The 24566-nt window shown below is 53.1% G+C and carries 17 protein-coding genes; 3 read left to right on the top strand and 14 right to left on the bottom strand.

Annotation, left to right across the window (positions count from 1 at the left end; translation table 11 throughout):
• Positions 1-303: 303 nt before the first annotated feature.
• From ACTNBK_RS14030 to ACTNBK_RS13970, 13 genes are all read right to left on the bottom strand, one after another.
• On the bottom strand, positions 304-603 hold the full coding sequence (locus ACTNBK_RS14030) for a helix-turn-helix domain-containing protein (protein WP_441147037.1): 300 nt from the start codon (positions 601-603) through the stop codon (positions 304-306).
• A gap of 93 nt (positions 604-696) precedes the next feature.
• Complete coding sequence (locus ACTNBK_RS14025) at positions 697-1359, bottom strand: retron system putative HNH endonuclease (RefSeq protein WP_441147035.1); 663 nt, start codon at positions 1357-1359, stop codon at positions 697-699.
• Positions 1360-1369: 10 nt separating this feature from the next.
• Positions 1370-2650 (bottom strand): AAA family ATPase, encoded by a 1281-nt coding sequence (locus tag ACTNBK_RS14020; protein ID WP_441147033.1) that lies wholly within the window; start codon positions 2648-2650, stop codon positions 1370-1372.
• Complete coding sequence (locus ACTNBK_RS14015) at positions 2640-2855, bottom strand: helix-turn-helix domain-containing protein (RefSeq protein WP_118748396.1); 216 nt, start codon at positions 2853-2855, stop codon at positions 2640-2642. The genes ACTNBK_RS14020 and ACTNBK_RS14015 overlap by 11 nt, the downstream gene beginning before the upstream one ends.
• A gap of 154 nt (positions 2856-3009) precedes the next feature.
• The gene (locus ACTNBK_RS14010; protein WP_243129000.1) at positions 3010-3267 is read right to left on the bottom strand and encodes a helix-turn-helix domain-containing protein; all 258 of its coding nucleotides are present in this window, start codon (positions 3265-3267) and stop codon (positions 3010-3012) included.
• A gap of 313 nt (positions 3268-3580) precedes the next feature.
• The gene (locus tag ACTNBK_RS14005; RefSeq protein WP_441147031.1) at positions 3581-3775 is read right to left on the bottom strand and encodes a helix-turn-helix domain-containing protein; all 195 of its coding nucleotides are present in this window, start codon (positions 3773-3775) and stop codon (positions 3581-3583) included.
• A 151-nt stretch (positions 3776-3926) separates the two neighbouring features.
• Positions 3927-4244: a hypothetical protein gene (locus ACTNBK_RS14000; RefSeq protein ID WP_441147029.1), complete on the bottom strand. Its 318-nt coding sequence runs from the start codon at positions 4242-4244 to the stop codon at positions 3927-3929.
• Positions 4245-4469: 225 nt separating this feature from the next.
• A complete protein-coding gene (locus ACTNBK_RS13995) occupies positions 4470-13058 on the bottom strand; it encodes an InlB B-repeat-containing protein (RefSeq protein WP_441147027.1) in 8589 nt (2862 codons plus the stop codon).
• A gap of 356 nt (positions 13059-13414) precedes the next feature.
• The gene (locus ACTNBK_RS13990) at positions 13415-13786 is read right to left on the bottom strand and encodes a hypothetical protein (protein WP_441147025.1); all 372 of its coding nucleotides are present in this window, start codon (positions 13784-13786) and stop codon (positions 13415-13417) included.
• Between the two features lie 244 nt (positions 13787-14030).
• Complete coding sequence (locus ACTNBK_RS13985; RefSeq protein WP_441147023.1) at positions 14031-14600, bottom strand: sortase; 570 nt, start codon at positions 14598-14600, stop codon at positions 14031-14033.
• Between the two features lie 25 nt (positions 14601-14625).
• A complete protein-coding gene (locus ACTNBK_RS13980) occupies positions 14626-18705 on the bottom strand; it encodes a SpaA isopeptide-forming pilin-related protein (RefSeq protein ID WP_441147021.1) in 4080 nt (1359 codons plus the stop codon).
• Positions 18706-18844: 139 nt separating this feature from the next.
• Positions 18845-19633: a response regulator gene (locus ACTNBK_RS13975; RefSeq protein WP_441147019.1), complete on the bottom strand. Its 789-nt coding sequence runs from the start codon at positions 19631-19633 to the stop codon at positions 18845-18847.
• Entirely contained in the window at positions 19630-20967 is a 1338-nt protein-coding gene (locus ACTNBK_RS13970; protein WP_441147017.1) for a sensor histidine kinase, read from the bottom strand. Before ACTNBK_RS13970 ends, ACTNBK_RS13975 begins: the two co-directional genes overlap by 4 nt.
• A gap of 375 nt (positions 20968-21342) precedes the next feature.
• On the opposite strand from ACTNBK_RS13970, the gene ACTNBK_RS13965 reads away from it, so the two are divergent.
• From ACTNBK_RS13965 to ACTNBK_RS13955, 3 genes are read left to right on the top strand one after another with little or no spacing between them, the layout of a single operon-like run.
• Entirely contained in the window at positions 21343-21945 is a 603-nt protein-coding gene (locus ACTNBK_RS13965) for an RNA polymerase sigma factor (RefSeq protein WP_441147015.1), read from the top strand.
• Complete coding sequence (locus ACTNBK_RS13960; protein WP_441147013.1) at positions 21942-23072, top strand: hypothetical protein; 1131 nt, start codon at positions 21942-21944, stop codon at positions 23070-23072. Before ACTNBK_RS13965 ends, ACTNBK_RS13960 begins: the two co-directional genes overlap by 4 nt.
• Positions 23073-23105: 33 nt before the next feature.
• Positions 23106-24371: a hypothetical protein gene (locus tag ACTNBK_RS13955; protein WP_441147011.1), complete on the top strand. Its 1266-nt coding sequence runs from the start codon at positions 23106-23108 to the stop codon at positions 24369-24371.
• Between the two features lie 4 nt (positions 24372-24375).
• On the opposite strand, the gene ACTNBK_RS13950 is transcribed toward ACTNBK_RS13955, so the two are convergent.
• Positions 24376-24566: hypothetical protein (locus tag ACTNBK_RS13950; protein WP_441147009.1), on the bottom strand; the 191-nt coding region annotated here is incomplete at its 5' end.

Below are 24566 nucleotides of genomic sequence, written 5' to 3'. Positions count from 1 at the left end.
CGTAAATGTTTCCTGTTTCTTCATCCCCATACACCACCATTGCGTTGATAGTGTTATTATCCCACATCCGGAGCCTTTATGGTAGTGCGGATTAAATCAGAGATTCCTTAGCCGAAGTAGCGCTTCAGCAGGCCCTCGAAAGCCTTGCCGTGACGGGCCTCGTCTGGTGATAGGATTCTTCTACCGTATAAATCAGACTATATAAGGCTCTCAGCGTAATCGAAAAGTTTTTTGCCCACGCTTTGCCCACAAAAAATACGCTCTGCAAATCCAGTACCGAGTCAGGCTCCACAAGGGAAATGCTTACTTATTCTGGATCGCCGCAGATTTGGCTTTAGACCGATGCCGGGTGGCTTTCTTGGTCACATGGTCGTACTCAATCAGTCCGGCATCCATCTCGCGGATGAAGTCCTCTACGGCAATGGTTGCCACTTTGGTACTGCCCAGCTTGACCGCCCGCAGCAGCTTGACGCTGATGAGGTCATACACCATGTTCTTATTGACCTTCAAAATCTTCGCTACCTGCGGAACCGTCAAAAACTCGCAATCGGTTCGCCGTACTTCCTCTACCGCAGCGCGGGTCTGTTCATTCATTGCATTCATGCTCATGCACCTCCTGTTCAAAAGTATAGAGGGTGCATGGGCATTTCGCAAAAAATTACAGACCTAATTTTAGTCAGGGCCTTTTCGCTTCCTTCATACTCTGGCGATCTGTCGTTTCAGATACCAGATAATCACACCGGCAAACTCAGCATATCGTCCATTCGTCTTGGCCTGAAATTGTTTCAGCATTCGTTCCAACTGCTGCTTCGGCACTTTCTTTCCCGGAAATTTGTCATGTAACGCTTGCTTGACTGCATCCAACGCCGCCTTACGGTTCTCCTTCAGATAAGATGCCGGACAATTCAGATTGAGTGTGATGTTCAGATCCTTTTCAATCTCTGCATCATCAGAACAAATAGTTCCGTCTGTTTTATACTTGATTTTCTCAATGGACACTGGGTCTTGCGGGTCAACGGTCAACGGCTCGTTTCCTCGATGCTGGTCACAAGTCAGATTTTCAAACTTTCCTGCCTGCTTTTTATTGCCGGAACATACAGCGAGCATATTGCGGTAATCAATCGTCAAAGCAGGGTCGTAATTCTCACTTTGGGGATGCTGCGGCAGATAGTGTTCAATTTGCACATTCTCCAGCGAGATGCGCCGCATACAATAGGCACATAGGCAGCCTTGTTCCTCCAGCAAAGATACTTGAACCGCTTCTTTGGGTTTTCCGGACAAATTGCTATAGTCCGTCAGTCCTTTCCGTTTCTCTTGAATCAGTTCATTTGGCTCTTGCTTTTTCTCTATATACAGCATTGCGATCCACCTACATCCGTTCCAGTTCCAAGCTCACTTGTGCGCTGGTCAGTTCAGGATCGGCAGAACCGATTTTATCTTCAATCTGCTGCAAGGTCGAAGCAGCATCGTCATAGCGCTGTTCGTCAATGGCATCGTACACCGATTGAAACATTTGCTTGATCTCAGATGGACGCTCACTGGCCCCCATGACACTGCTCAGAATTGCGTTTGCATCCCTACCAAACACCTCGTTCTGCGGTTCGACCGCTTGCTGATCCGTCAGAATGAGCAGATTTTCTTTCTTCACGGAGTTGATGACCAGCGGCGCATGGGTAGATACGATAAACTGGACTTTCGGGAAAATTGTCCGCAAATCGCCGATAATCCGCTGCTGCCACTGGGGATGCAGATGCAAATCGATCTCATCGATCAAAACAATGCCAGTCGTTTCCTTAAGAACATCATCGAGTAGCCACGGGTTCAAGACGGCCATACGATAAGCAATGTCAGCCACCATACTGAGGGTGTTTTTGTAGCCATCACTCAGTTCTTTCATCGGATACCGTTCTCGCTCCGAATTACCATCCCGGTACAGAATATCGAGTTCGTGTGTATCCAAGTTGAATTGGACATCTACATCGTTAAATCCTGTGATACCCTGGAAGCACTGAATGATCGCAGACTTGACTGCGGACAGTTCGGGAGCCTGTGTGCCATTGGTGGCACTCTGCAAGGTCATTTTCTCAAACCACTTTCGCATCATCTTTTCGTTAGATGCTGCATCCAAGCAATCCACATAACCCATCTGACGGTTAAACTTCATCAATTCCGAAGATTTCTTTTCCCGCTTTTGAGCCCACAAGCGTCCTGTTCCATAGTAGGAAATCAGGGGCAGTACCGGTTTTTCTCCATTCCGTACTTGATCTTGCAGTGCCGCCGAAATCGCGGTAATTACCTTTGCATCGACCACCGTGGTCTTGCCTTCTGCGCTTCTCAGCTCACGCTTCCATGCAATAGGCGTTCCGCCAATAACTCCAGAAGCACTGATAGAAACAGGGAATTGTGGTTGCAGTTCAACCACACTACCCATATCGTAACACTTATTCAGTGCGTCATCCTTAGAAATACCAGGGCTGCTCATTCCATCAAAGCCTGCCAAAAATGTGCCGACAGCAATGGAGGCAGCATCCAAAAGCGTAGATTTACCACTTCCGTTATTACCAACGATCACAGTCAGTTCATGGTGGAACGTTGCTTCAAAGCGCTCGAAACAACGGAAATTTTTGATTTCGATGCTGTTAATCTGCATGGGTGACACCTCCATTCATTGTATAGTTGATTTGATGTGTTTTGCAAAATTCTTCAATAGAGCGAATTGCCATTTGCGATGGCCTGGTTCGTTTGCGCTCCCAGCGGTTGACCGAGGCAAAGCTAACGCCTAATTCCTTTGCCAGTTCTTCTTGGCTCAGGGCACATTGTTTGCGAATGCATAAAATCAAATCCGAGTATTCCACTGCTCTGCCCCCTTTATCACATCAGCTGCTATTATTATAGCAGGTGTTATAAATGGGAACAAGTCGAAATCCATCGTACCCAATATAATTTTCAAGTTTTTATACCTTGCGTGACCGTTTTGGTGACATTAGATTTTAATTTATACGGATAGCACTACTCCGACCGCACACCCGGCAGTTCCACCGTCTGCCCTTCAAACTGCTCGACAAAATCCAGCAGTGCCTTGCGGCTTACTTTGCGGCTGCCCAGCTTGATAGAACGGAGATACCCGCAGCGGATCAGGTCATAGACCAGATTTTTATTGACGCGCAACAGTTTTGCTGCTTCCGGGACGGTATATAAAATATCGCGGCAAGCCAGAATTTCCATTGCGGTTTCATTGGCTTTCTGTCGCTGTTCTGATAATGACATATTGATCACTCCTATATCCAATGTTATGTGGAGCCGCTGCCTTTGTAAAGCGGCTCCACTGTTTTGTCCTATTGGCGTATCACCCGTATCCTGTTCCTGATGGGCTGCCTGTTGTGACAGGACACCGTTTTCTACGCATTGGCACGCTCGCTCCTGAAACCTCCTCTCCGGAGGTCATGGCCTGCTTCCCCTGCGCTGTATCTGATACGGACGCTCATTTTGTTTTCAAAGTACAGTAAGGCGGGTAAACGCTTGCCAGCCTTTCACAAGGGACAACGCGCAGTTATCCCCTGTGAAGGACAGGCAAATCTGTTTAGCTCAATTCAAATCGGTTCTGAATTTCTTTTATCAGCTTGAACTGGAGTTCCTGATACAAGTCCTCATCATAGCAGACATAGATTTTTCCGCTGGCATCGTACAGTTCGAACTCGCACAGCTCCAGCATATATCCCTTGTAGTAATTCAAAATGGTTTGAATCGCACTCTCATCGCCTTTCTTTGCGTTCAAAATGGTATCCACAAAGATACGGCGTATCATGGCGCGCCTATGCTTTGCCCTGTTTCTCAAGTAAATCCCTCATTTCCTTTAATGCTTTGGTTCTGGCGGCTTGTATCGTACTCCGCACAACATGGAACCTCTCTCCGATTTGCTGATCTGTTCAATCCAGAAAGTACGCCAGAAGAATGATCTGCCGTTTGCGTCCGGAAAGGCTATGTAAGGCTTGTGCCAGCGCGTCATTCTCAATGGCGATAGACCGTTCTAAATCATCGAAGAAATATTTTTCCGCTGGACTGATTGGGTCGATATGGATCGGCTCCAGCAAATGATTATCCGCCAATTCCGAAAACAAGACCTCATTTCTCCCACGCCGTTGCTTGGCTCGATACCAGTCTCTTGCAAAATTTCTCAAAACGGTTTTGCAGAAGCTATCAAATTTACCCTCGATACAGCGAATATCTTCCTCTGTCCATTGCATAGCATTCACCCCCTTTCCGCGTGTTGCGTTTCATCGGAAGGGGATGCTCTTTTGACCTGAAACTGACTAATACGATTTGAAAAACCGAAATGCCAATTTAACAGAAAAATTGTTCTGTATTTCTCTATTGAGCGCAAAAAAGCACCGGACAGAATATGTCCGATGCCCGCATAGGCCAAAAAAGGAGTGAGAGCAACTGCCCTCACTCCTTTTTTGGTTCTTGGCTTACTTAGCCAGGTTGACGAGATAGCGCTGGATCATGCAGGCCGCCTGTGCGCGGGTCGCATTGCCCTTCGGCATCAGGGTGCTGTTGTCAGTACCGCTGATGATCTCAAGGCCGTTGGCCCACTGCATGGCTGTCTTGGCATAACCGCTGATCTCACCGACATCGGTGAAACCATTCAGGGTGTTGTTATCGCCCATGCTGGTATCCTTGCCCTGCAGTTTGGCAAAGCGATACAGCATTGCAGCGAACTGCTCACGGGTGATGGAATCATCCGGGCCGAACTTACCCTCGCCGTAGCCGGAGGCTACGCCCACGCTGGTCGCCCAGCGAACGGCCTCACCATACCAGGAACCTTCCAGAATATCCGTAAAGTTCATGGAGTAGTTGACCGTGGGGCTACCCGCGATGCGCCACAGGATCGTGACGATCTGCGCGCGGGAGATCTTGTCGTTCGGGCCGAACATTCCGTTGCCGTAGCCGCCCATCAGTCCATTGTCGATGCAGTAGTGTACACCGTTGTGATACCACGCATTTGCAAAGGCATCACCGAAGGGCGCGATCGGGCAGTTCTTGTCGCGCTTGCAGCCGACGTAAGCCGTGTTGCCGGTACCGCCTGCGGAAATGCTGCCGCCATTGGTGCCGCCGGGCGTTGTCGTGCCGGAGCCACCGCCACCGCCGCTGGAGGAGCCACCGCCACCGCCGCCGGAGGAGCCACCGCCACCGCCGCCGGAGGAGCCACCGCCACCGCCGCCGGAGGAGCCACCGCCACCAGGATTGCTACCGCCGGAGCCAGAAATGTAGACTGTTACTACACAGACTGCCTTGTAGCCGCCCTCTGCGGTAGTCACAACAATACGCGTGGTGCCGTTTGCTACTGCGGTCACCGTTCCATCAGCATCCACCGTAGCAACAGCGGGATTGTCACTGACATAGCTAACATTTTGATTCGTACCTATCACCGTCGAAATAACGTGGAAGGAGTCACCCGCTTTGGTCAGGGTCTTGCTTGTGGGGGAGATGCGTAGACCGGTCACGGGTTTCGGGTCGTCAGGGATTACAACGCCGCCAGGATTTTGCGGGTCAATAATACCCCAGTTGTGAGTCACGCCAGTTGCACCGATCAGGGTGTAGTTATTCGCCTTAGCACCGCCCAGGGTCATAGCCTTGGCTACATAAGCGCCCTTATTGGTCTTTGCGTTGTCCTGATAGATCGCAACGGCTACATCATCGCCATTCACCTTATTTGTGATGTTGGCGGTGGTGGTCTTCTCGGTACCGTCATAGTTAAAGCTGGTACCTGTCCATGCCAGAGCGACTGGCTTTTGCATGACCTTCAGTTTGGAATTCGCCGTATCAATGCTGAAACTGTAGTTTGCCGCATTGAGACCGTCGGTACCGATAAAGGTGATGGGGTATTCGCCCACATCGCCATACCGGGTATATGTTGTCTGTGCCCTTACTCCGTACCTGCCATTGAGTATGGATTCAGTATCGCCTGCGGCCAAACCACTATAAATTACAGCCAGGGTTGGCACAGCGTCACCATAGGTAATGGTTTGAGTTGCTTTTACTGTGATGACTTTCTGTGTAATCGTCACGGTAGCCGCACTGCTGGTTAGGGTGCGATTGACGCCCTGCTCATCGCGTCCCTTCACCACGCAGGTATATACGCCGCTGTCCGTCACATTCTTAACATAATAGTCCTTGAGTGTGGCCCTGGGGATAGCCTTGCCGTCCTTATACCACTCGTAGGTCAGGTCGGTCAGAGTGTTTTTGTTGACAGAGACGCTCAGCGCATGACTGTTGCCGTCATATACCGCATGGTAGCCGGTAGCTGTGATCACATAGTCCGTCAGTGAGATCCATCTAGCGTACAAGGTGTGGTCGGTGGCTCTTACGACAGTTGTCTCAAACACACGGGAAGACTCCGTGTAGCTCGGATCGGTATACCAGCCGCCGAAATAGTAATCCTTACCGATACCGGAGGGCATGAAAGGTTCAGGCAACGCACCATAAGTATCGCCGCTGTCGTAAACACAGCTGCTTTCGGCGTTCAGTGTACCACCCTGCGCATCCAGCGTTACCGTGATAGTGCTTCTGGAACTCCACATGGCGTAGAGGGTCAGGGTGCCACCTTCGCTGATGCCATCAGGTCGACCATTGATCGTGCTGTTCAGAGCGTAGGTTGCTCCACTTCCGTCAGGCTTGGTGTTCCAGCTCGTCAATCGGTTGGAACCATTGCTCATACCCGCACCGCTATCAAGACGGTTGGTGCCGTCGCTGTACATATTGTACGGACCGCAGCTTCCGGTGCCACCGTTGGCGTCATAGTTGATGTACCACATTCCTGCAGATGCAGGCAGGCCGGTAAGCACCAAATGGGTGTCCTCGGTAATGAGGAAGGAACCTTTGCCGCTTCCGTCCAGCGCCAGCGCTGCACCGTTGGCCAGTACGCGGATGGCGGACAGTTCACTACCTGTGACCGCTGTGACCGTAAAGTTAACGGTGCTGCCCTCCATATATTCTGCAGGGTCGTTCAGGCCGCTGATGGTGCCCAGACTATTCTCCGTAGTAGTGACGGTGTATTTTATCTCCCTCCATTTAGCAGTCAGCACGTGGTCTGCGTCGCTCTGAAGTCTGGTATTGCCGTCTACCTGAGTTTCAGAACCACTGCCGCTGTAATACCAACCATCAAAGATGTAATGCTCCCTGGTGGGTGTAGGAAGATTGGGATAATAGCCGCCGGGCTTACATTCCAAGTTGGACGCAGCTCTGGTGAGCAAGGATCCACCGCCCGGATTCAGTGTCACGTTGACGGTACTCTTTTGCCAGACGGGATACAGGGTTAAAATATTGTTGGCAGCGATGCCGGCAGGCGCACCGTTTAGTACTTCATTCAGCTTGAAGTCAGGTGTTGTGGCTCCAGCCGTTTTGCTCCAGCCGATGAGGGTATGCTGCTCCTTCTGCAGTGCCGTACCGGAGGCGAGTGCGCCCAGACTGTTCAGGGGCAGTTTCTGATCCCCAACAGTTCCGTCGGTCACGTAGGAAACTGTGTAGGTGTCGCCCGCAGGCACGTCCGGGGTGTTTTCATCCGCAATTTCCACCAAATACACCGTGGTATTCTCGGTGATGTTAAAGGAATAAGCGCCGTTCACCTCAGTTAGGTGGGTGCTGTTTGCCATAACTTTGATGGTTTTACCTGCGGCAGGGGCCACGGTGAAGCTGATCTGGGTACCGGAGATATACTTTGCAGCATCGGTTATGCCGCTGATGGTGCCCAGGCTGCAGTCTTTGACGGAGAGAGTCACCCGCTCATCCGTCCACCGGGCGGTCAGGGTCATCTCTGCCTCCTCGGGGACGGTGCTGGTGGCATAGACCCGCTTGCCGTCGCCCAGATACCAGCCGTCAAAGCGCCAGCCTATCCGGGTGGGCTCTGGTAGCTGGCCGTATGCCGCGCCGTGGGTGTAGGTCACACTGCCATCATAGCCCTCAGGCATGGTTCCGCTTTCCGGATCAAAGGTTATCGTGCAGGTATTGCTCTGCCACACAGCGTACAGTTTCAGGCTGTCGCCGTTGCCGATGCCGTCGGGTGCAGCGGTTAGGACCTGTCCAAGATGATATTTGGCCACTGTGGCAGTACGGTCAGTACTCCAGCCCAACAGAATATAGCCCTGCCGGCTGATGCTTTTTCCGTAGGACAGCACATTGACCCCCTCCAGCCGGAAGGTCTCGTTGACCACGCCGCCCACGCCGCCGTTGGCGTCATAGCTGACGGTGTAGACTGGGGTCTTCTGTTCCACGGAAATCAGGTAGAGGACGGTGTCCTCTTTGATTTGGAAGGAATAGCTCTGCTTGCCGTCCGCACTCGTGCTATAATTCAGCGGCTTGCCGTTGGCAACCGCTTCCACGGTCTTTCCGGCCGCAGGTGTCACAGTAAAGCTGACTGTGGAGCCATAAGAGTACTTTCCATCTATATCCGCTGCAGAGGTTTCCGCAATCGCTCCCAGAGCCTCGTTCGCCCGCACCTCCAGGTCGAAGCTCAGCCGAGTCCAATGGGCATGCAAGGTGTGGTCTTTCGTATCGGTCACCTCAGTGTGCCGATCTTTCCGGACGCCGCCGACCTCTTCGGTGTACCAGCCGTCGAAGCGGTAGCCCTCCTTAACCAAGGTGGGTAGAGCCTCATAGGTACCGCCTACGGTAACATACAGGATGCCGGGATTCCCCTCTGCCTGCTGTGCATCGGACAGTGTCACTGTGATCTTCTCACGCTCCCAGACGGCGTAGAGATTCACCACAGTGTTAGGGATGTTGCTCAGGGCAGCGATAGGCAGATAGCCCAAGTCATAGTCGGCAGAGCCAGCGGATGCGGTACTCCAACCCACCAGTGTCCAGCCGGGGCGGGTGAATACTTTGCCCAGCAGCGCCGAAGGATTACCGGAGGACTGGTCCTGCTCAATAGCGGGCTGCCCGCTGCCATTGGAGTTGTAGACGATCTTGTACACCACACCGCTGTCGCCGTTGGACAGCAAGGTGATGGTCGTGTCGCCGGTGACGGTATAGCTTATGGACATCTCGCTCTTGTCGGCATTGGCGGTCATCGCCACCTGACTACCGTTGATGAGTGGGATAATGGAATCGGTGGTGTAGCCGGGCAGCGGTCGGGCGGTGACGGTCAATACATCGCCATAGGTCAGGGGAGCGCCGCTGATCAGTTCCGTACCGTTCCGCGTGACCGTGATAGAGCCCACGCCGTTATCGAAGGTGGAGAGTGTGTGATCAACCGCCTGCCATACGGCGTACAGCGTCAGCGACGCATTTTGGTCGTAGGTGGCACCGGCAGCATACTCGGCCTGCGCAGCATCAGCGGCAGTACTCCAGCCCAGGAAGATGTAGCCCGCCCGAGAGGGAATCGTCTCGCTGAGCTTCAGATCCACATCCTCAGCCTTGACTTGGTCATCAGGCATACCGTTGACCAGATCCGTAGTATTTGTCTGATAGGTGACCGTATAGGCACCATAAGCCCGCCACACGGCGAACAGGGTCACGTTTTCCGCCCCCATGGTGAAGGAATTGGTCCCACCCTGGGTGTAAACGGGGGCTGTCGCATTGACGTCGGTGGACCAGCCCAGGAACTCATAGCCGGGGCGCTGGGGAATGACATCAAATTTAACATCGACCTTGTTCCCCGCAATATAACCGGTATTATCTACCGGCGCGCCAGAACCGCCATTACCGTTGTAGGTGACGGTGAAGGTCTCCAGATCCTTGAACACCGCGTAGAGGTTGATGGTGGCACCGTCGGTGGTAGTGATGCCATTGGTGAAGGCCTTCTGATCCTCATAGACTACATAGCTGCTGCCGGGGTAGGAGGACCAGCCCGCCAGATAGCGGTTATTGTCCAGCTCCTGTCTGTAGACTGCGGCAAAAGCGTTGTCGGAACTCGCCAGCTCATCGCCGGAGGGCAAAGAAAAATCGCTCTCATAGGACATATTTTCCAGAGAAAAGTAGTTGATCTGGGTCTCGCCATTAAAGAGGTGAATGCTGTAAGAGATTGGCTCCCACTTAGCGTAGACCGTTACCTCATCCTTCTCCACCGTCCAGTTCTCAACCTTAGGAGTCAGAGTTTCATCATAATATTGGCGGCCTGTGCCGTCGGCGTTTTCGTAGTAACCCTTGAAGGTATAACCGTCCCAAGTGGGAGCGGTCAGGTTAGCAGTCAGAGCCTCGCCGTAGGTGACATATACAAAGCCGATGTTGCCGCCGTGGCTGCCGCCGTTGGCATCCAGGTTCACCTTGGTCACCCGCGTGTCCCACTTGGCGTAGAGGTCAATTACATCGCCCTGTGTGCTGGTCAGATTCTTGACAGTCGCACCGTTCTTGTAGAGGATATCTCCGATGGATTCAGATGCCCAGCCCACAATGGACTTTCCGGTTTGGGTAAAGGCGTCGTCCGCTACCTTCAAATCCTCTTCCGAATCATAGGTAAAGGTTTTGGTAACCGAATCTGCACCGGCGGCGCTACTATTGTTTTTATAAAACTTTACCGTGTAGGAGATGGGGCTCCACTTGGCGGTGAGGACCACATCGGAGGTACCGATGGTGATGGTCGCCCCCACATCATTACCGTCGTCATCCATCCAACCGTCAAAGGTGTAGCCAGTCTTGGTGGGTCTGGGGGTTGTCTTGACCGTGGCCGACTGCCCCTCCGTATAGACAGTCACGTCCACCGGCATACCGGAGCCGCCGTCGGGATCGTAAGCCACCACATAGCCCACCTGGGTGGTGACCAGGACGGTGCTGTCGGACCTGATCTCAAAGCTGTACTGGCCATCAGGTCCCTTCTCCAGTTTCCTGCCGTTGGCATAGATAAACACGTCGCCTTCGCCACCGCTGACCGTGAAGGATACCGTGGAGCCGCAGTCGTAGCTGACCTCCACGCCGTCGACGGTTACCTCATCGGGTTTTTGCACCGTGACAGTATACCGTTCGGGTGTCCACTCGGCGTAGAGAACCACATCCTCATCCGGCATAGGAAAGGAACTGCCGCTACTGTAGGAATCGCCGGTACCGTCCTGTTTTGTGTTCCAGCCTGCAAAGGTATAGCCGTCCCGCTGAGGAGTGCTGCCGGTCAGAGTGTGTTGTGTGCCTACCTGTGGATAGGCAGTCGGGACATAGGTCGGGAAACTACCGCCGTTGGTGTGGTAGGTCAGGGAGGGATTCTGCTTCCACACGGCGTAGAGCATATAACCCTGCTGCACATCGGAAATGACCGCGCTGGGCGCATAAATACCGCTGTCTCCCGGCCGGGCATTGGGGTCGGTACTCCAGCCTGCGAAGGTACAGCCGTCCCGGGTAGGCTGGCTGCCCGAAATGGTATAATCGTTGTGGATATACACCTGACCGCTGGCGGGCTCGCCCTTACCGCCGTTGGCACTGTAGGAGATGGTGAATTTCTCGTTCTCCTTCCAGGCGGCGTAAAGATAGGCTGTGGCTCCATCGGTGTCTGTCAGCCCCACCTGATAATTCTTGCCTGCATAATACATGGCCCAGTCCTGCTGATCGTAGATGTTCCAGCCGATAAAGGTGTGGTTTTCCTTGAGCAGGCCCTGAGGGATGTCGTTTTCTGCCAATGGTGTCAGGTCGCCCCAAGTTACATCTCGCTGCCAATCCACATGACGTGCGCCAATACCGTCATCCAGATTGCTCATGTACTCAATGTCATATTTCAAAGGCTCCCAATAGGCATAGAGCGTGAGGCTGCTCGCCACCATGGCGGGCTTCAGAGCATTGGCGGGCGCGCCGGTCACGTCATAATACTGCGTCGCGTCGCTGTACTCGCTGAGCTTGCCGGGCTTGATCTGCCTATCGTAGTAGCCCATGAAGTTGTAACCGGTGCGTTGGGGCTTTGCTACATCAGTGCCCTCGTTCGCACCGTAGACCACATGGGCGTAAGTGCTGCCGCCATAACCGCCCAGATCGTCCAGTTTGATAGACCGATAGGCTACCGGGGGTGTTACATTTTCCGCTCCGGTGCCGCCGCTGCTACTGTTTACCTTGGCTGTGGTGGTCACGGTTTTGGTGCCGCTGCTGCCCTTGCTGCCCTGGCTGCCACCGGAGCCGCCCTGGCCTCCTGCCTCACGTCCTTCTACTTCGTCACCGTTTTCATTGTTGGTGTGAGCAAGGGCATCTCCCGTATATTTCGCTTCAGAAGTGGTTCCACCGCTCGTACCGCCGTAGCCGGCATAGCCGGATTGCCCGGGATCTTTGCTGCCCATGTTTTTCGGTTCGTTTGCGGTGCCGTTTTTATCGGTGGAGTATTCGATACCGCCACCGCCGCCACCGCCGCCACCGCCGCCGCCGGGCGCGCCGCCGCCGATAGCATCCGCTGAGGTGGTCGGATAGCCGCCGCCACCGCCGGGACCGCCCTGTCCAACCGCGAAGGTGGTGTGGTTGTAGTCCGCGCTACCACCCACATCAAAGCGGACAAAATAGGGTACGGAAGACAGGTAATCATCTTTATCATATTTTTCGTAGACATTGTTGCTACACATCGATGTTTTCGTTGTGATATAAGACCCGCCCGAACCGCCGGAAGAAGCATTTGTTCCAGCCGATGCATTGACAGTGACGCTGCCCACGATGTACAGCGTACCCATGGAGCCGCCTGCGCTGCCTGCGCTGCCGCTGCCGCCGTTTTTCGGTGTTGTATCTGTGGTTTTCCATGCACCTTTTTTATCCTCGTTACCCTTGATCGTGGTGTAGATACCGGAACCGCCGCTGCCGCCGCTGCCGCCGGTACCGCCGTTGCCGCCGATGCCCGCGCCGGCGCCGCCGGCGCCGTAGCCGCCATTTCCGCCGTTGCCGCCCTCAAATTTAACCCAGTACTGCGCATTACTTTTTTCGCGGTCTCTTGAGTTCATAGTGAATTTCGCCGCTCCGGAACTGGAACCACTTCCCGCATTGCCGCCGTTGCCGCCATACGCATTCAGGGTGCCGCCGCCGGTGATGGTCAGGGTGGAGTTGGAAGGGATCTCAATGCCGGCACCACCGCCGGTCTGACCGGAACCGGCACCGCCTCTTACAGTCAACGTCACACCTGGCGCGATGTATAGTACCGCGCTGGCTCCTTCGGCCACTTTTAGACCGCTCTGGCCGGTGGTGCTATTGTAAAGCGTTGTATTCACCATAATTTTATAAATGGTGTTATTCTGCAACGTCATACCGGCGTACAGTTGACTACTACTGTTGATCGTTACGATATTCGGGTCATTGCCTGCCGCTGCCGCCGTCATGGTCATAGCCGGGAACATCCCTAAAACCATGCATAGTGACAGCAGCAAAGACAGCGCCTTACTTGCCGTTCTTCGTGTCATGTTCAATTCTCCTTTTTAGTTATTGTCAAAATTCGTGGTCTTTTACTTTTCAAAAAGACATCCTTTCTTTTTCAAAATGAGCTGTCCCATTGTTCCGCATCCTCCATCGTTTTTTTCAGCGCATCGGCAGTGACCGGCGTGATGAGATAGCCGTCCACTTCCAACTGCTCAGCTTCTTGCCGGAATGCATCGTTGTGCCAGAGAATGAACACACGCAGTGCAGGATACCTTGACCGCATATTCTCCGCAAGTTCCAGCCCGGTCAGGCGGCCCATCCGTGCGACGGCATACAGCGCGTCAACGGGATGATAGAACGAATACTGATGGGCGTATAGCGGGTCGCAGAAGCACTCAACGGAGGAACCCGGCGGTGTACTCTTTCTGATTTCCGCCGACAGGCGCATCAGCTTTTCGGGGTTCGGGTCTACTGCAATGATCTTCATGTTGGTATCACCTGATTTCTATCCCTCGCTTTCTGATCCGGTCGACCTTATGATACAGGAGCAAGTGTCCACGCAGCGTCCACAAGGGCGAAAAAAAGAACCCGGTCGAAAAACCAGGCTCTTTGAAGCAAATATTGATAGGAAAGGGGTCAATCTTCCAGTGTGGCCAGCGTCATCTCCGCCCACGAATACTGGCTCATACACTCGCCCTATATACTGAAAGCAATTTGCGAGTAGGAAATATCTATTCCTCTTTGATCCGCTGGCATCGTATCGCCACTCGTTCCAAACCGCTTGCAGTGCAGGTAAATAGCGTCATATCCCATTTATCTGTTATCATTTCCCCCACCGCAGTACTCGAAAGCTTTTCCACCAATCCGACCGTATAAGAAAGGCGCAGTCCCTCAGCATCCGTAAAAAACACACTATCTCCGACTTGTAAGCTATGCAGACCACCGAAGTGCCTGCGGTAGTTGTGTCCTGCTATTACCATATTATCCAGATAGGCAGAACCTGCGTAGCGGCAGGGAGCTGTTTTCAGCAGCGTATCGCTCCACTCGCTCAATACCGGAAGTTCCAACCCAAGGCCGGGTATCCCCAGTGTGCCGATATAGAGGTTTCCGTCTGCCTCCACGGTGGGCATGGGCCGCGCGGGATCCGGTGGAGAAATCTCAACTTCTTCCGGCGGCGCGGTCTGCGCCGTTTCCACAGCAACGGCCTGTTCCACGCTGTTTCTCGCGGTTTCCGCCGCCTGTGCGGCCCGGTCTCCCTCTCGGACGTTCCACAAGGTCAGGAGGGCCGCTGCCAGCAGCATCAGCAGCCCTCCCGTGGTCAATGCTTTACTTTTCATGTTTTCCAACGTACCGCTTTCGTGTGGTGAGCCCCCCGATCAGAATCAGGATGCCGACAGCGGTCAGCAGCCAGACGGGCCACCAGAGCTGCCCTGTCTGCGGCAGTTTTGCCGCCTCCGTTTTGCTGTTCTCCCTATCTGCCGACGGATCCCGGCGGTCTGTCCGGTTAGAGGCATCGGTGTTCAGATCGCTGGGCTGTGCTGGGGCATCAGGCTGTGCCGGAACATTGGGCTGTACCGGACTGTCTGGCTGTTGGGTCGGGGCATCGGTGTTCAGATCGCTGGGCTGTGCTGGGGCATCAGGCTGTGCCGGAACATTGGGCTGTACCGGACTGTCTGGCTGTTGGGTCGGGGCATCGGGCTGAATGGGCGGCTCCTGTGAGGGAGGAGCAGCCGGAGCATCGGGGTTCGGCTTGTTTGGCTTGGGGGACTGCGTCCCGCCTCCAGAGCCGCCGCCAATTCCACCGCTCCCGCCGCTGGGCAGAGCGGTGTTTTCCACCGTTTCCGTAATATTCAATGGTCCACTTGCATCAATCAGAATTTTCTTTACACTTCCGTCCGCTCGATAACCGGCCGGAGGCGAAAGCTCCTTAAGCCACATGGGCTTGTCCGGTTCCAAATTCTCAAAGACCGCCTGACCGGTGGCGTCTGTAATTTTGGTCGCAAGAGGGGAACCCGTGCATAATTCGTTGTCATACAGTGCAAATCTCGCACCAGCCAAAGGCTGGGAATTTCCTCTATCCTGTTTGATAACGGTCAGTTTACCGACGGTTTTCACAGTAATAAGCTCATTTTTCAGTGTCAATGCAATCTGCTTCGCAGTAGCTGTAGGAGTAAGTACAAGATTTCCGTCTGCATTTTTCGTAACACCGGCCGGCATTGTACCCACAAGCTTATAACCCGCCTGATAACCGGCAGGAGTAGTTTCCACCAGCTCATAGGATTTATTCAGCTTTAACGCCTTGAAGGTGATTTTACCATCGCTGTCCGTCACATCCTGACTGAACGCCATGTCACGCCTGTTATTATCCTTGTCCCACAGATACAGGGTAAAGGTCACGCCGGAAAGCGCAGTCCCGTTCTCCCCCTGCTTCGTCAGCGTCAAGCTGCCCTTTTTTTGAGAAGCCACACCGCCGCCTCCGCCGCCTCCGCCGCCTGCAGTCACGGAGGTTTGTTTCTCGCCGCCCATGGTAGCAGTACCGCCGCTTGTGCTGAAGACGATTTTATTGGAATAATTCTGGTTCTGAGTCATGTCCAGAATATCCGCCGCATAGGTCAGCACATAGGCATCGTTTCCGTCCGGCAGCTTCACAGTGAAGGAATTATCCGCCGCATTGGTGGTAAAACTCCAACCATCTGTCACCTCCGTACCCTTGGTAGCAGTAGGTGCTCCCTTGCCGCCATCTCCTGTATTGCCGCTCAGAGTGGCTTTATGAAGCTTGACGGTATCCGGGTCCAGCCGCAGACCTTTCGGCAGTGTATCCGTCACAGATGCATTGCTCAACGGTATATGGAACGGGTTAATGGTTACCGTGTATGCAATCTGTTCGTCCTCCTTATTCAGCTTACCGGACTTATCAAGGCCATGATTGGAAATGGTCTGCTTGACAGTAGAGGATACCGGTTTAAATTCCTCTTCAAACGCCTTTCCTGTCATCTCAATGCTGTTGCTCAGAGAAACATCGTTTCCTTTGTCAAAGCCCAGCTTATTCGGGTCAATGCTTGTCCGGAATGAGACCGTAGTTTTTGCGGAAATATCGCCCAATCTGATGGTCAAAAGCTGTCCGCTTTGCGTTGCCGTGATAGCTGTGGTCGGAGTTGCCCCGTTCACCTGCAAGGAACCATCTACATAGGTCAGACCATCCGCCAGCATATCCGTAAGAACCAGATTGCTCAGAGGCATCCCGCTCTCGTTCACCGTAACCGTCCACTGGATCTGTCCTGTTGCATAATCATATACCGGTTTTCCTTTTTCTAGAATTTTACTGGAGATATCTGCAACGGCATAGAATCTCACGTCAGAAAGCTCGTGACTACCCAGTTTCATGCTTCCTTCTACGGTGTTTGTTACTCTTTGATGCTGTATGATGTTCCCCGCAAAGGCACAGGGGTCATTGAGTTTGGTAACATATGTAATAGAAATGGAGGTCTGACCCACATTGCCGACTGTGAAATTCAGCTTTCCATCGTTTTCCGTCAGAGTGAGCAATGGCGCACCTGTACCAATTTGCACATTGCTTGTCCTATCGGCCACAATGGAGCAGGTGTTTCCTGTCCAGTCCGGTTTTTTAATGGTAACCTCTCCGCTGTATTGGCCATCAAATTTCACCTGAATGCCGCCGTCCCAAACGCCCGTGATTGCCTCCCAGTTCAGTGAGGAACCGCGCGTATGCCCTGCGTCTGCGTCTTGGCAGGAAATATTCTTTCCGATACTGCCGAAATCATCTGTCAGCTCCGCATGAGACAAATCAGCTTTGTTGGGGTTGATGGTTACCCTCCATAGACTGCTCCTTGCACTGCGAAGATAGCCTTCCCTCTTGCCGCCAACGACAAAGCCTTGATTGACCTTGGTCAGCCGTGCAGTGCTTACTCCGGCACCCCTGCCCACCTCAACGGTCACGGTAGGGGTATAAGAGAGACTCTCAATTTCAAAATGGATTTTAGCGGTGTTTGCGCCTAAGTCGTCGCCCTTCTCGTAAAAGGCTTCCTTTACTCTGGTATTATACACCAAAATAGCCTTGCCATTAACGAACGAATCATCGTTCAGCGTCAGAGAGAAGGATTTCGTTGTCGCATCCACCGTCAGCGTATGCGTGGTTCCATTCAATGTCGGCCCTTTGGCAGGATCACTATCCGCAGTGACTAAATCAAGACTGTCCGGCAGCGTATCGGTCAAGGTGATTGTTGTCCCTGTCGGTATGACCCCACGGTCTACCGTCACTGTCCAACGGAGCAGACGGCCATCGGCACCTACCTTCTCGACCTTTTTCGATAGATAGGTGGTTTTAGCCAGTTCATGTGTTGCGGTTACCTTAATGTCAAGCAACTTCAATTCGCCGTCCGCCGGTTCCTTCCCCCACAGGGCAGCTTGATTGGTGAGCTCCCCGCCCTGACTGACCGCATCCTTGCTGTTAGGCTTCGGCAAAGAGAGGGCCGTATCCATTTTTGTCCGGTAGGTTATGGTGATTGGTTGATCCCAGTTGGCTTCGTCTTCTCCCATATCAGAGATTGTCAGGGTTCTGGTCCCACTGTCATATGCAACCTTAGCGGTGCTGATTTCTGTGCCATTCCGCTTGACAGTCACTTCGTTGGAATCGATAGTCCCATCGGCATTTAAAAATGCGGGGCTCATCCCCTCACCCAGCGTATCACGGATTTGAAATTCAGTCTTTTCCGTGTTCTTGTAAGGCGTATAGGTAATCGTCCAAGTCAGGAGGTTCGGGTCACCGGGATCCTTTTCCACTGTTTTTTCCAGTTTAGCCGCCTGTTCCCTAATCTCATCCTCATCAAGTCCTACCGTGACAGTAGTACCGGTCGTCAATTCGATTTTGTAGCGGTTATTTTCCCCGTCCACCTTAGTTGCAGTTTCCTTGTTAAACACGCAGCCAAAGTAACAATGCGTTCCGGTAGCTTCTTGTTCCTTATTCTCTACAAAAGCTTGGATAAAGGTCAGCGCTGCACCGGACGAATTCCAATTCAGTGTGGCGAACGTCTCATCTACTCCATCCTCGCGTGTCAACTTTAAAGACTCTGTACCACCTTCCCCTCTAATCTCCAAGCCTTTGGGGATCGGCAAATAATAGGGTATGTCTGCCGATAGTACTGCATCTTCGCGAATGTCGAACTCATAATATAAGAGCATCTGGCTTGTATTTTTGATGAGATAATACTCGCCTTCTTCTACCTCTACCTTTGTTCCGGTAGTCGGTGAGGTTCCCTCATACAATAGCACATTTTTGATATCTGCCACATCCTTCAACTGTTCGCTGTCTGCCGCAAAAGCCGAAAACGGCAGGAGCGAGTATAGCATAGCAACGCAGAGCAACAGACTCACGATTCTTTTCTTCATTTTGATAAGTATTCCTTCCTTTCTGTTCCAGTCGATTTTATGATACAGGAGCAAGCGTCCACGCAGCGTCCACAAGGGCGAAAAAAAGAACCCGGTCGAAAAACCAGGCTCTTTGAAGCAAATATTGATAGGAAAGGGGTCAATCTTCCAGTGTGGCCAGAGTCATCTCCGCCCACGAATACTGGCTCATATACTCGCCCGCATAGGCGTTGACGCCGGACGGCAGACCGTGCAGAAAGTCATAGTAGTCGCAGTCGAACTTCTCCGTTGCCACGGCAAAGCTGTTGCGGTGTTTCAGGAAGATGGATTCTGCGTCCGCCGCCCGCAGGGTGGCCGAGAGATCGGAAACAAGCTTACGCAGATTGCTTTTCTGTTGCAGGAGGGGGATCGCATCCTCGAAGAGTGTGGCGCAAAGCTGCTCCGTATTCATGATCGCGCCCTTGCGGTCCACGAGCAGGGCCAGCAGCTCCTTGGTCTGTCGGCGGGTAAAGCGGATCGGAACGCCGTCCACAAAGATCTCGAAATTGCCAAAGCACTGGATGCGGACGCGTTTGCCATGCCCGATGGTTTCCGGCGGTATTCTCAGGTTTTCCATGGCATCCTGTACCTTTTCCACCGTTGCGGGCTTGAGCAAATAGCCGCTGGCGTGGAGGTCGAAGGCGTCGATGGCGTATTCGCTGTATCCGGTCACAAAGACGATGTTGGTCTCGCCGTGCTGGTCTTTTAGGCGTTTGGCCAGTTCCAGCCCGTTCATGTCCCGCAGTTCAATATCAAGGAAGGCGACAGCGCAGGGGGTGTTTTCAGCAAACACCAGCGCGTCCGCGCTGGTGCGGAAGGGGTAGACCTCCGCCTCCGGCAGTGCACGGCGCAGCACAGTTTCCAGTCCCTCCAGCGCATTTCTCTCATCATCGACAGCCAGAATGTTCATGTCAGTTTCTCCTTTGGAAGCTGTATTGTGGCAGAGGTCCCGCGGCTTTTTTCGCTTTGGATCGTCAGTGTCCCCCCGACCATGGCGGCCAGACGGGCGCGCACGTTGTCGATGCCGATGTGGGTGCGCCCGTCATATTGCGTCTCCTGCGGGTCATAACCCACGCCGTCATCGGCCACGGTGATGGAAAAGCAGGTCGCTTCCTCTCGCGTAGAGATGGTGACGGTGCCGCCGCCCGGTTTCTTGCCCACACCGTACTTCACCGCGTTTTCCACCAACGGCTGCACCGTCAATGCAGGAAGCAGAAAGCTGTCGGCTTCTATATCATAGACGACATTCAGTTCCGACTCGAAGCGCATTTGCTCCAGGGAAAGGTAAATTTTGATGTGCTTGAGTTCCTTGGAAAACGGAACGGGGGCGGTGCGCCTGAGAGAATCCAGATTCCCGCGCAGATAATCCGCAAAATCATTGAGCGCTGTTTGCGCTTTCATCGGATTTTTTTCACACAGTACGCTGATAGAAGTGAGGGCGTTGAACAAAAAGTGTGGCTGGATCTGGCTGAGCATGATGTTGATCCGGCTATCAGACAGTTCTGCCGACTGTTTGGCGAGTTTTGTTTCCATGTGTGCAAGCTGTATCTCCTGCTCCATAGCGCTGCGCGTCTGCTGCGTGTGAAGTATCACATACAGCAGCACCAGCGAAAGAGTCGGTGCCAGAAGCAATGGCGTGACCGGCCAATAGGATTCCAGCAGATACCCGATCAGTGGAAATATTCCGTAAGTAGAGAGAATACAGGTATCTCTTCTGCCCAGCACCCGATGATGCCATACCGTGAATAAAACGCAGAAAATTAATAGCAGTGTGCCCAACAGCCAGAAGAGCTTATAAAGCGGGCCCTTGATCTGGTTGCCGTCTGCGTCGTACCAGATGTACCAGTCATTGAACAAACAGAATATCCAAAGCAGGATGACCACACCGCCTATAGCCGATACAGCGCGGGGAAACACAAAAGAAATAGGCTTTTTTTGAGAGATGAAGTTGGAAAGGAAATAGGTATAGGCTACGGTCAGGACCACCGTCATGATGTCGGTAATCAATGTGAGCGTTTTTACCAGCGGGATTTTGCCCGGTGTCGGCTCGTTCAGCAGGAGCCATATCGCCGAATCGCCGATCAGAAGCAATGTCTGAATGGAAAGAACGGCGACAAACAGCCTGTTCGTCTTTGTCCTGTACTGGCGTTCTTCCCAGCAGCCCAGCAATAAGATCGCCATAATAGATGCCGCAAACAATTCCACTCCGGCACTGAGAAAATTTAAATTGTCAACGCTTGGCATAGGTTCCACACTCTTTTCATACAGCCGAACAGATTACGCAGGAATATATTCCTGCGTAATGGGGGTACCCCCATTACGATAACCCTCTGTTTTATTTCAAATTAATAATATCAGTTTTCGTGCAAGTTCGACATGCCTTTTTCCTGCTTAATCAACAAAGTGAGCGTACTACTGCAATATGATTGTAGCAGATAAGCGCCTTTCTCTCAAGCAACAATTTGGGGTACGCAGCATACTGTCGATCTTATTGATGCCGTCTATAATCTTACATTAAACTTGGAATAGCCCAAAAATATTCCACTTGACTTCTGAAACGAAAACGGATATGGTGCCGTCTAATAGGATGAAGCCGCTTCAAGTACCGGGGGAAACACTATGGAACAAATCGAAACAAAGAAAGCTCAACTTTCAGCCGCCATGGGAGACCAGCAGATCATTCAGTTGTTCTTTCAGCGGTGTGAGGAAGCCATTACCCAGACCCAGAAGAAATATGGTGCGCTGTGCCGCAGTGTGGCCCAGCGGCTCCTGACTGACCCCAGGGACACGGAAGAGTGTGTCAGTGACACCTACCTTCGTGTCTGGAATGCCATCCCGCCGGAACGCCCCCGCTCTTTGCGGGCCTATCTGGCCCGCATCACCCGGAATCTGGCATTGGACCGCTATAAGTACAATACTGCCGCCCAGCGCAGCACCGCCCTCACCGACGCTTTTGAGGAATTGGAACCCTGGATCGTTGCCGGACAGGGTGATCCGGACACAGAACTGGATGCATCAGAGCTGCGCCGGGTGCTGAACGGCTTCCTGCGCCGTCAGAGCGCTGAGGCCCGCGTGTTCTTTTTGCGCCGCTACTGGTATGGAGAGAGCATCCGGGAGATCGCGGAAGAATGCTGTGTCAGCGAAGCAAAGGTTAAAACATCGCTGTTCCGCACAAGGGAACGGCTGCGCGCGGAACTGGAACAGGAAAGGATTACACTATGAACGAAACTCGTTTTCAGAAATGGATGAACGCCGTGGATGATGACCTGCTGGAGGAAGCGCAGCAGCCTATGAAAAAGAAGCGTTCCTGGCTATACAGCGCCGGGGCGATTGCCGCCTGTCTTGCCGTGGCTGTAACTGCCGTCACCATGACCCACCGAGGCACTGACCAGCCCACCATGATCACAAACCCCATGCACGAATCCAGCGCAGCTGAGTTTCAGCGGCTGGGGTACTCCATCCCCCTGCCGGAAAGTGCCTCTGGCACCTCTTACTACCTGATCGACACAGGGGAAAGCGACAAGCAAATGGCCGAAGTCAATTTTGAACAGGGCGGACAGTCATACTACTGTCGTGCCTTAAAGGCAGAGCAGCCCCAGGACATCTCCGGCATTTTTGCTGACTGGACAGAGAGCCTGGACTGGAGCGGCGAAGATGTTTCCGTGCAGCTGCGCAAGTCCGAGGATGCGGCCTGGGTGGGCTGGTATGCTCCGGAGGCCGAGACGCAGTGGTGTGTTGCCGGTGGCAGCGATGCCCAAGTGCTGCTGGACACCGCCCAAACCATTGTAGAAAAGCTGGGGTACGTTATGCCGCTGTATCCAATGGACAGTGCGGAGGACGCCTTTGCCGATGGCGGCTACTCCGTGGACTTCACGGCGGCAGACCTTGTCAAAACCGGGGGCGGATATTCCCTGACCGCAAAGATTTATGACTATGACCGCTATGAACTGGAAGATATTCAGGGTTTGAAAGAAGGCGACCAGATCCAGGTCTGTCGGAAGCCGGTGACCGTTGAGAGCATCCGGCGGGATAACGGCACCGTTATCATCAACGGCGGCATCGAAAGCGGCGGCGTAGAGCTGATTGAGGACGACGGCCTGTATCGTACCAACACAATGAATGACCAGCCGATCTACTATGATCTGGGAACGATCACCCTGCCCCTATCTACCGACTGCACCTTTGAAGATCACGCCGACCTGGAACAGGAACCTGATGGCCTGGTTTATGAGTACGAGGACGTCCCTGTGGCTATTCAGGCCAGCGAAACGCCCTTCAACTGCTACAACACGGTCATCACTGTCCGGCAGGAGCAGGTGGTGCAGATCATCCGCTATTGGATTCCCTGATGGATCAACATAATAGAATCGAGGTAACATGATATGATTCAGAAAGAAAAATACAACGTAAAAAGGGTGCTTGCCCTGATCCTGTCTCTCGCCTGCGTGATAGGGATGCTGGCCGGGTGCGGCCGACAGAACACCAGTGAAGGAAAAGCTGACGGAAGCTCCTTGGAAGATCAAACATCCGACACCTGGTATGAAATTGATCAGGAAGCAGGCATTCTGACCGTCCGCCTTCCCGCCGAAAAGGAAGGATTCATTTGGGACTTTACCATCGACGACACCACCCTGTTGGAACTGCTCACGCAGGAGGACAATGACGGCACCTTTGTTGCCAGCTTCCGGGCGCTGGGAGACGGCGAGACAGTTGTGTCTTTCACCTATGCCAGGGATGATGCGCTGGAGGAAATCCGGGCGCTGAATGTTACCTGCAAGGATGGAAAAGTAGCCGACGTCTCCAACGCTTCCGTTATGCCCATTAGTGGGCAGGATGATCCGGAGATCACAGACCTTCGAAACAGCAACAGCATCCCCATGATTATGAAGGAACACAGCGCGGTGACCTGCGTCTCCGAGACCTGGGACGGGGAGAACAACTGGCAGAATAAGACTGTCCGTCAATTCGTCAGTTCCGATGGCCGTCTGTGGTATGACTACGAACAGTACGATGATGCTGACCAGGTCGTATACTGCGAGGCGGGATACATCAACGATGACGTTCCCGGTGCCCTGTATACCTGCGAAAAAGACGGCCTGAAAACGATGACGCTGTGCCCGGCGTCTGAGTATGAAGCCATGGTGTCTGACCGCTGGCTGGCGCGTCAGCTATATGACTATGAGACCGTGGCGGACAAGGCTGACAGCACGGAGTATGGAACCACCACCCTGACCGCCGCCAGGCAGAATGGCCTGACAGGGATCAACAGCGAGGTCATTTACTTTATCGACGATGCGACCGGCCTCATCACCGGCATGGAGGTGACGGAGCATAGCGCCGAGGACGGCAGCGTAGTTTCCGTGACCCGCAGCAACATTCTCTACGATGAACCCCGGCTCATGGAGGAGCAGGCGGCTATGAACATTCTGTTCCCGGAGGACGCCTGCTATCTGAACGTGGTTATCAATCCTGGAAAAGAGAATTCCGAGGAACAGGCTTTCCAGGTGGATAAGTCCACGGAGGTGGAATTTGACGCCATGGAGGGCTATCAGCTGTATTTCGATTACGATTGTACTCAGCCCATGGATTGGATCGATGTGGGGCAGAATAAGCTGACTGTCTATGTCACGATAGATCCTGCGAAATAAGCGGTCAAGTGATTCTCCTGTGATCGAACGCAAACAGTTTTTTCAAATCTAACACCGTAAATGACATAGAAGAATAACCATGAATGTGTTTGTCAAACGAAAATGTGAGCAAAAGGGCCCCAAAAAAGTGAGCACCTTCAGCACCAGATTTCATGTCGTGAGCAATGTTTTTCCCAAGTACCAAATGCTCACCTT

It is taken from the genome of Intestinimonas sp. HCP28S3_D6 (assembly GCF_052065695.1).
In the GTDB taxonomy this organism is placed as follows: Bacteria; Bacillota; Clostridia; order Oscillospirales; family Oscillospiraceae; genus Intestinimonas.
Note: the sequence above shows the minus strand (reverse complement) of the source record. Positions and strands in the feature narration are given on the sequence as shown.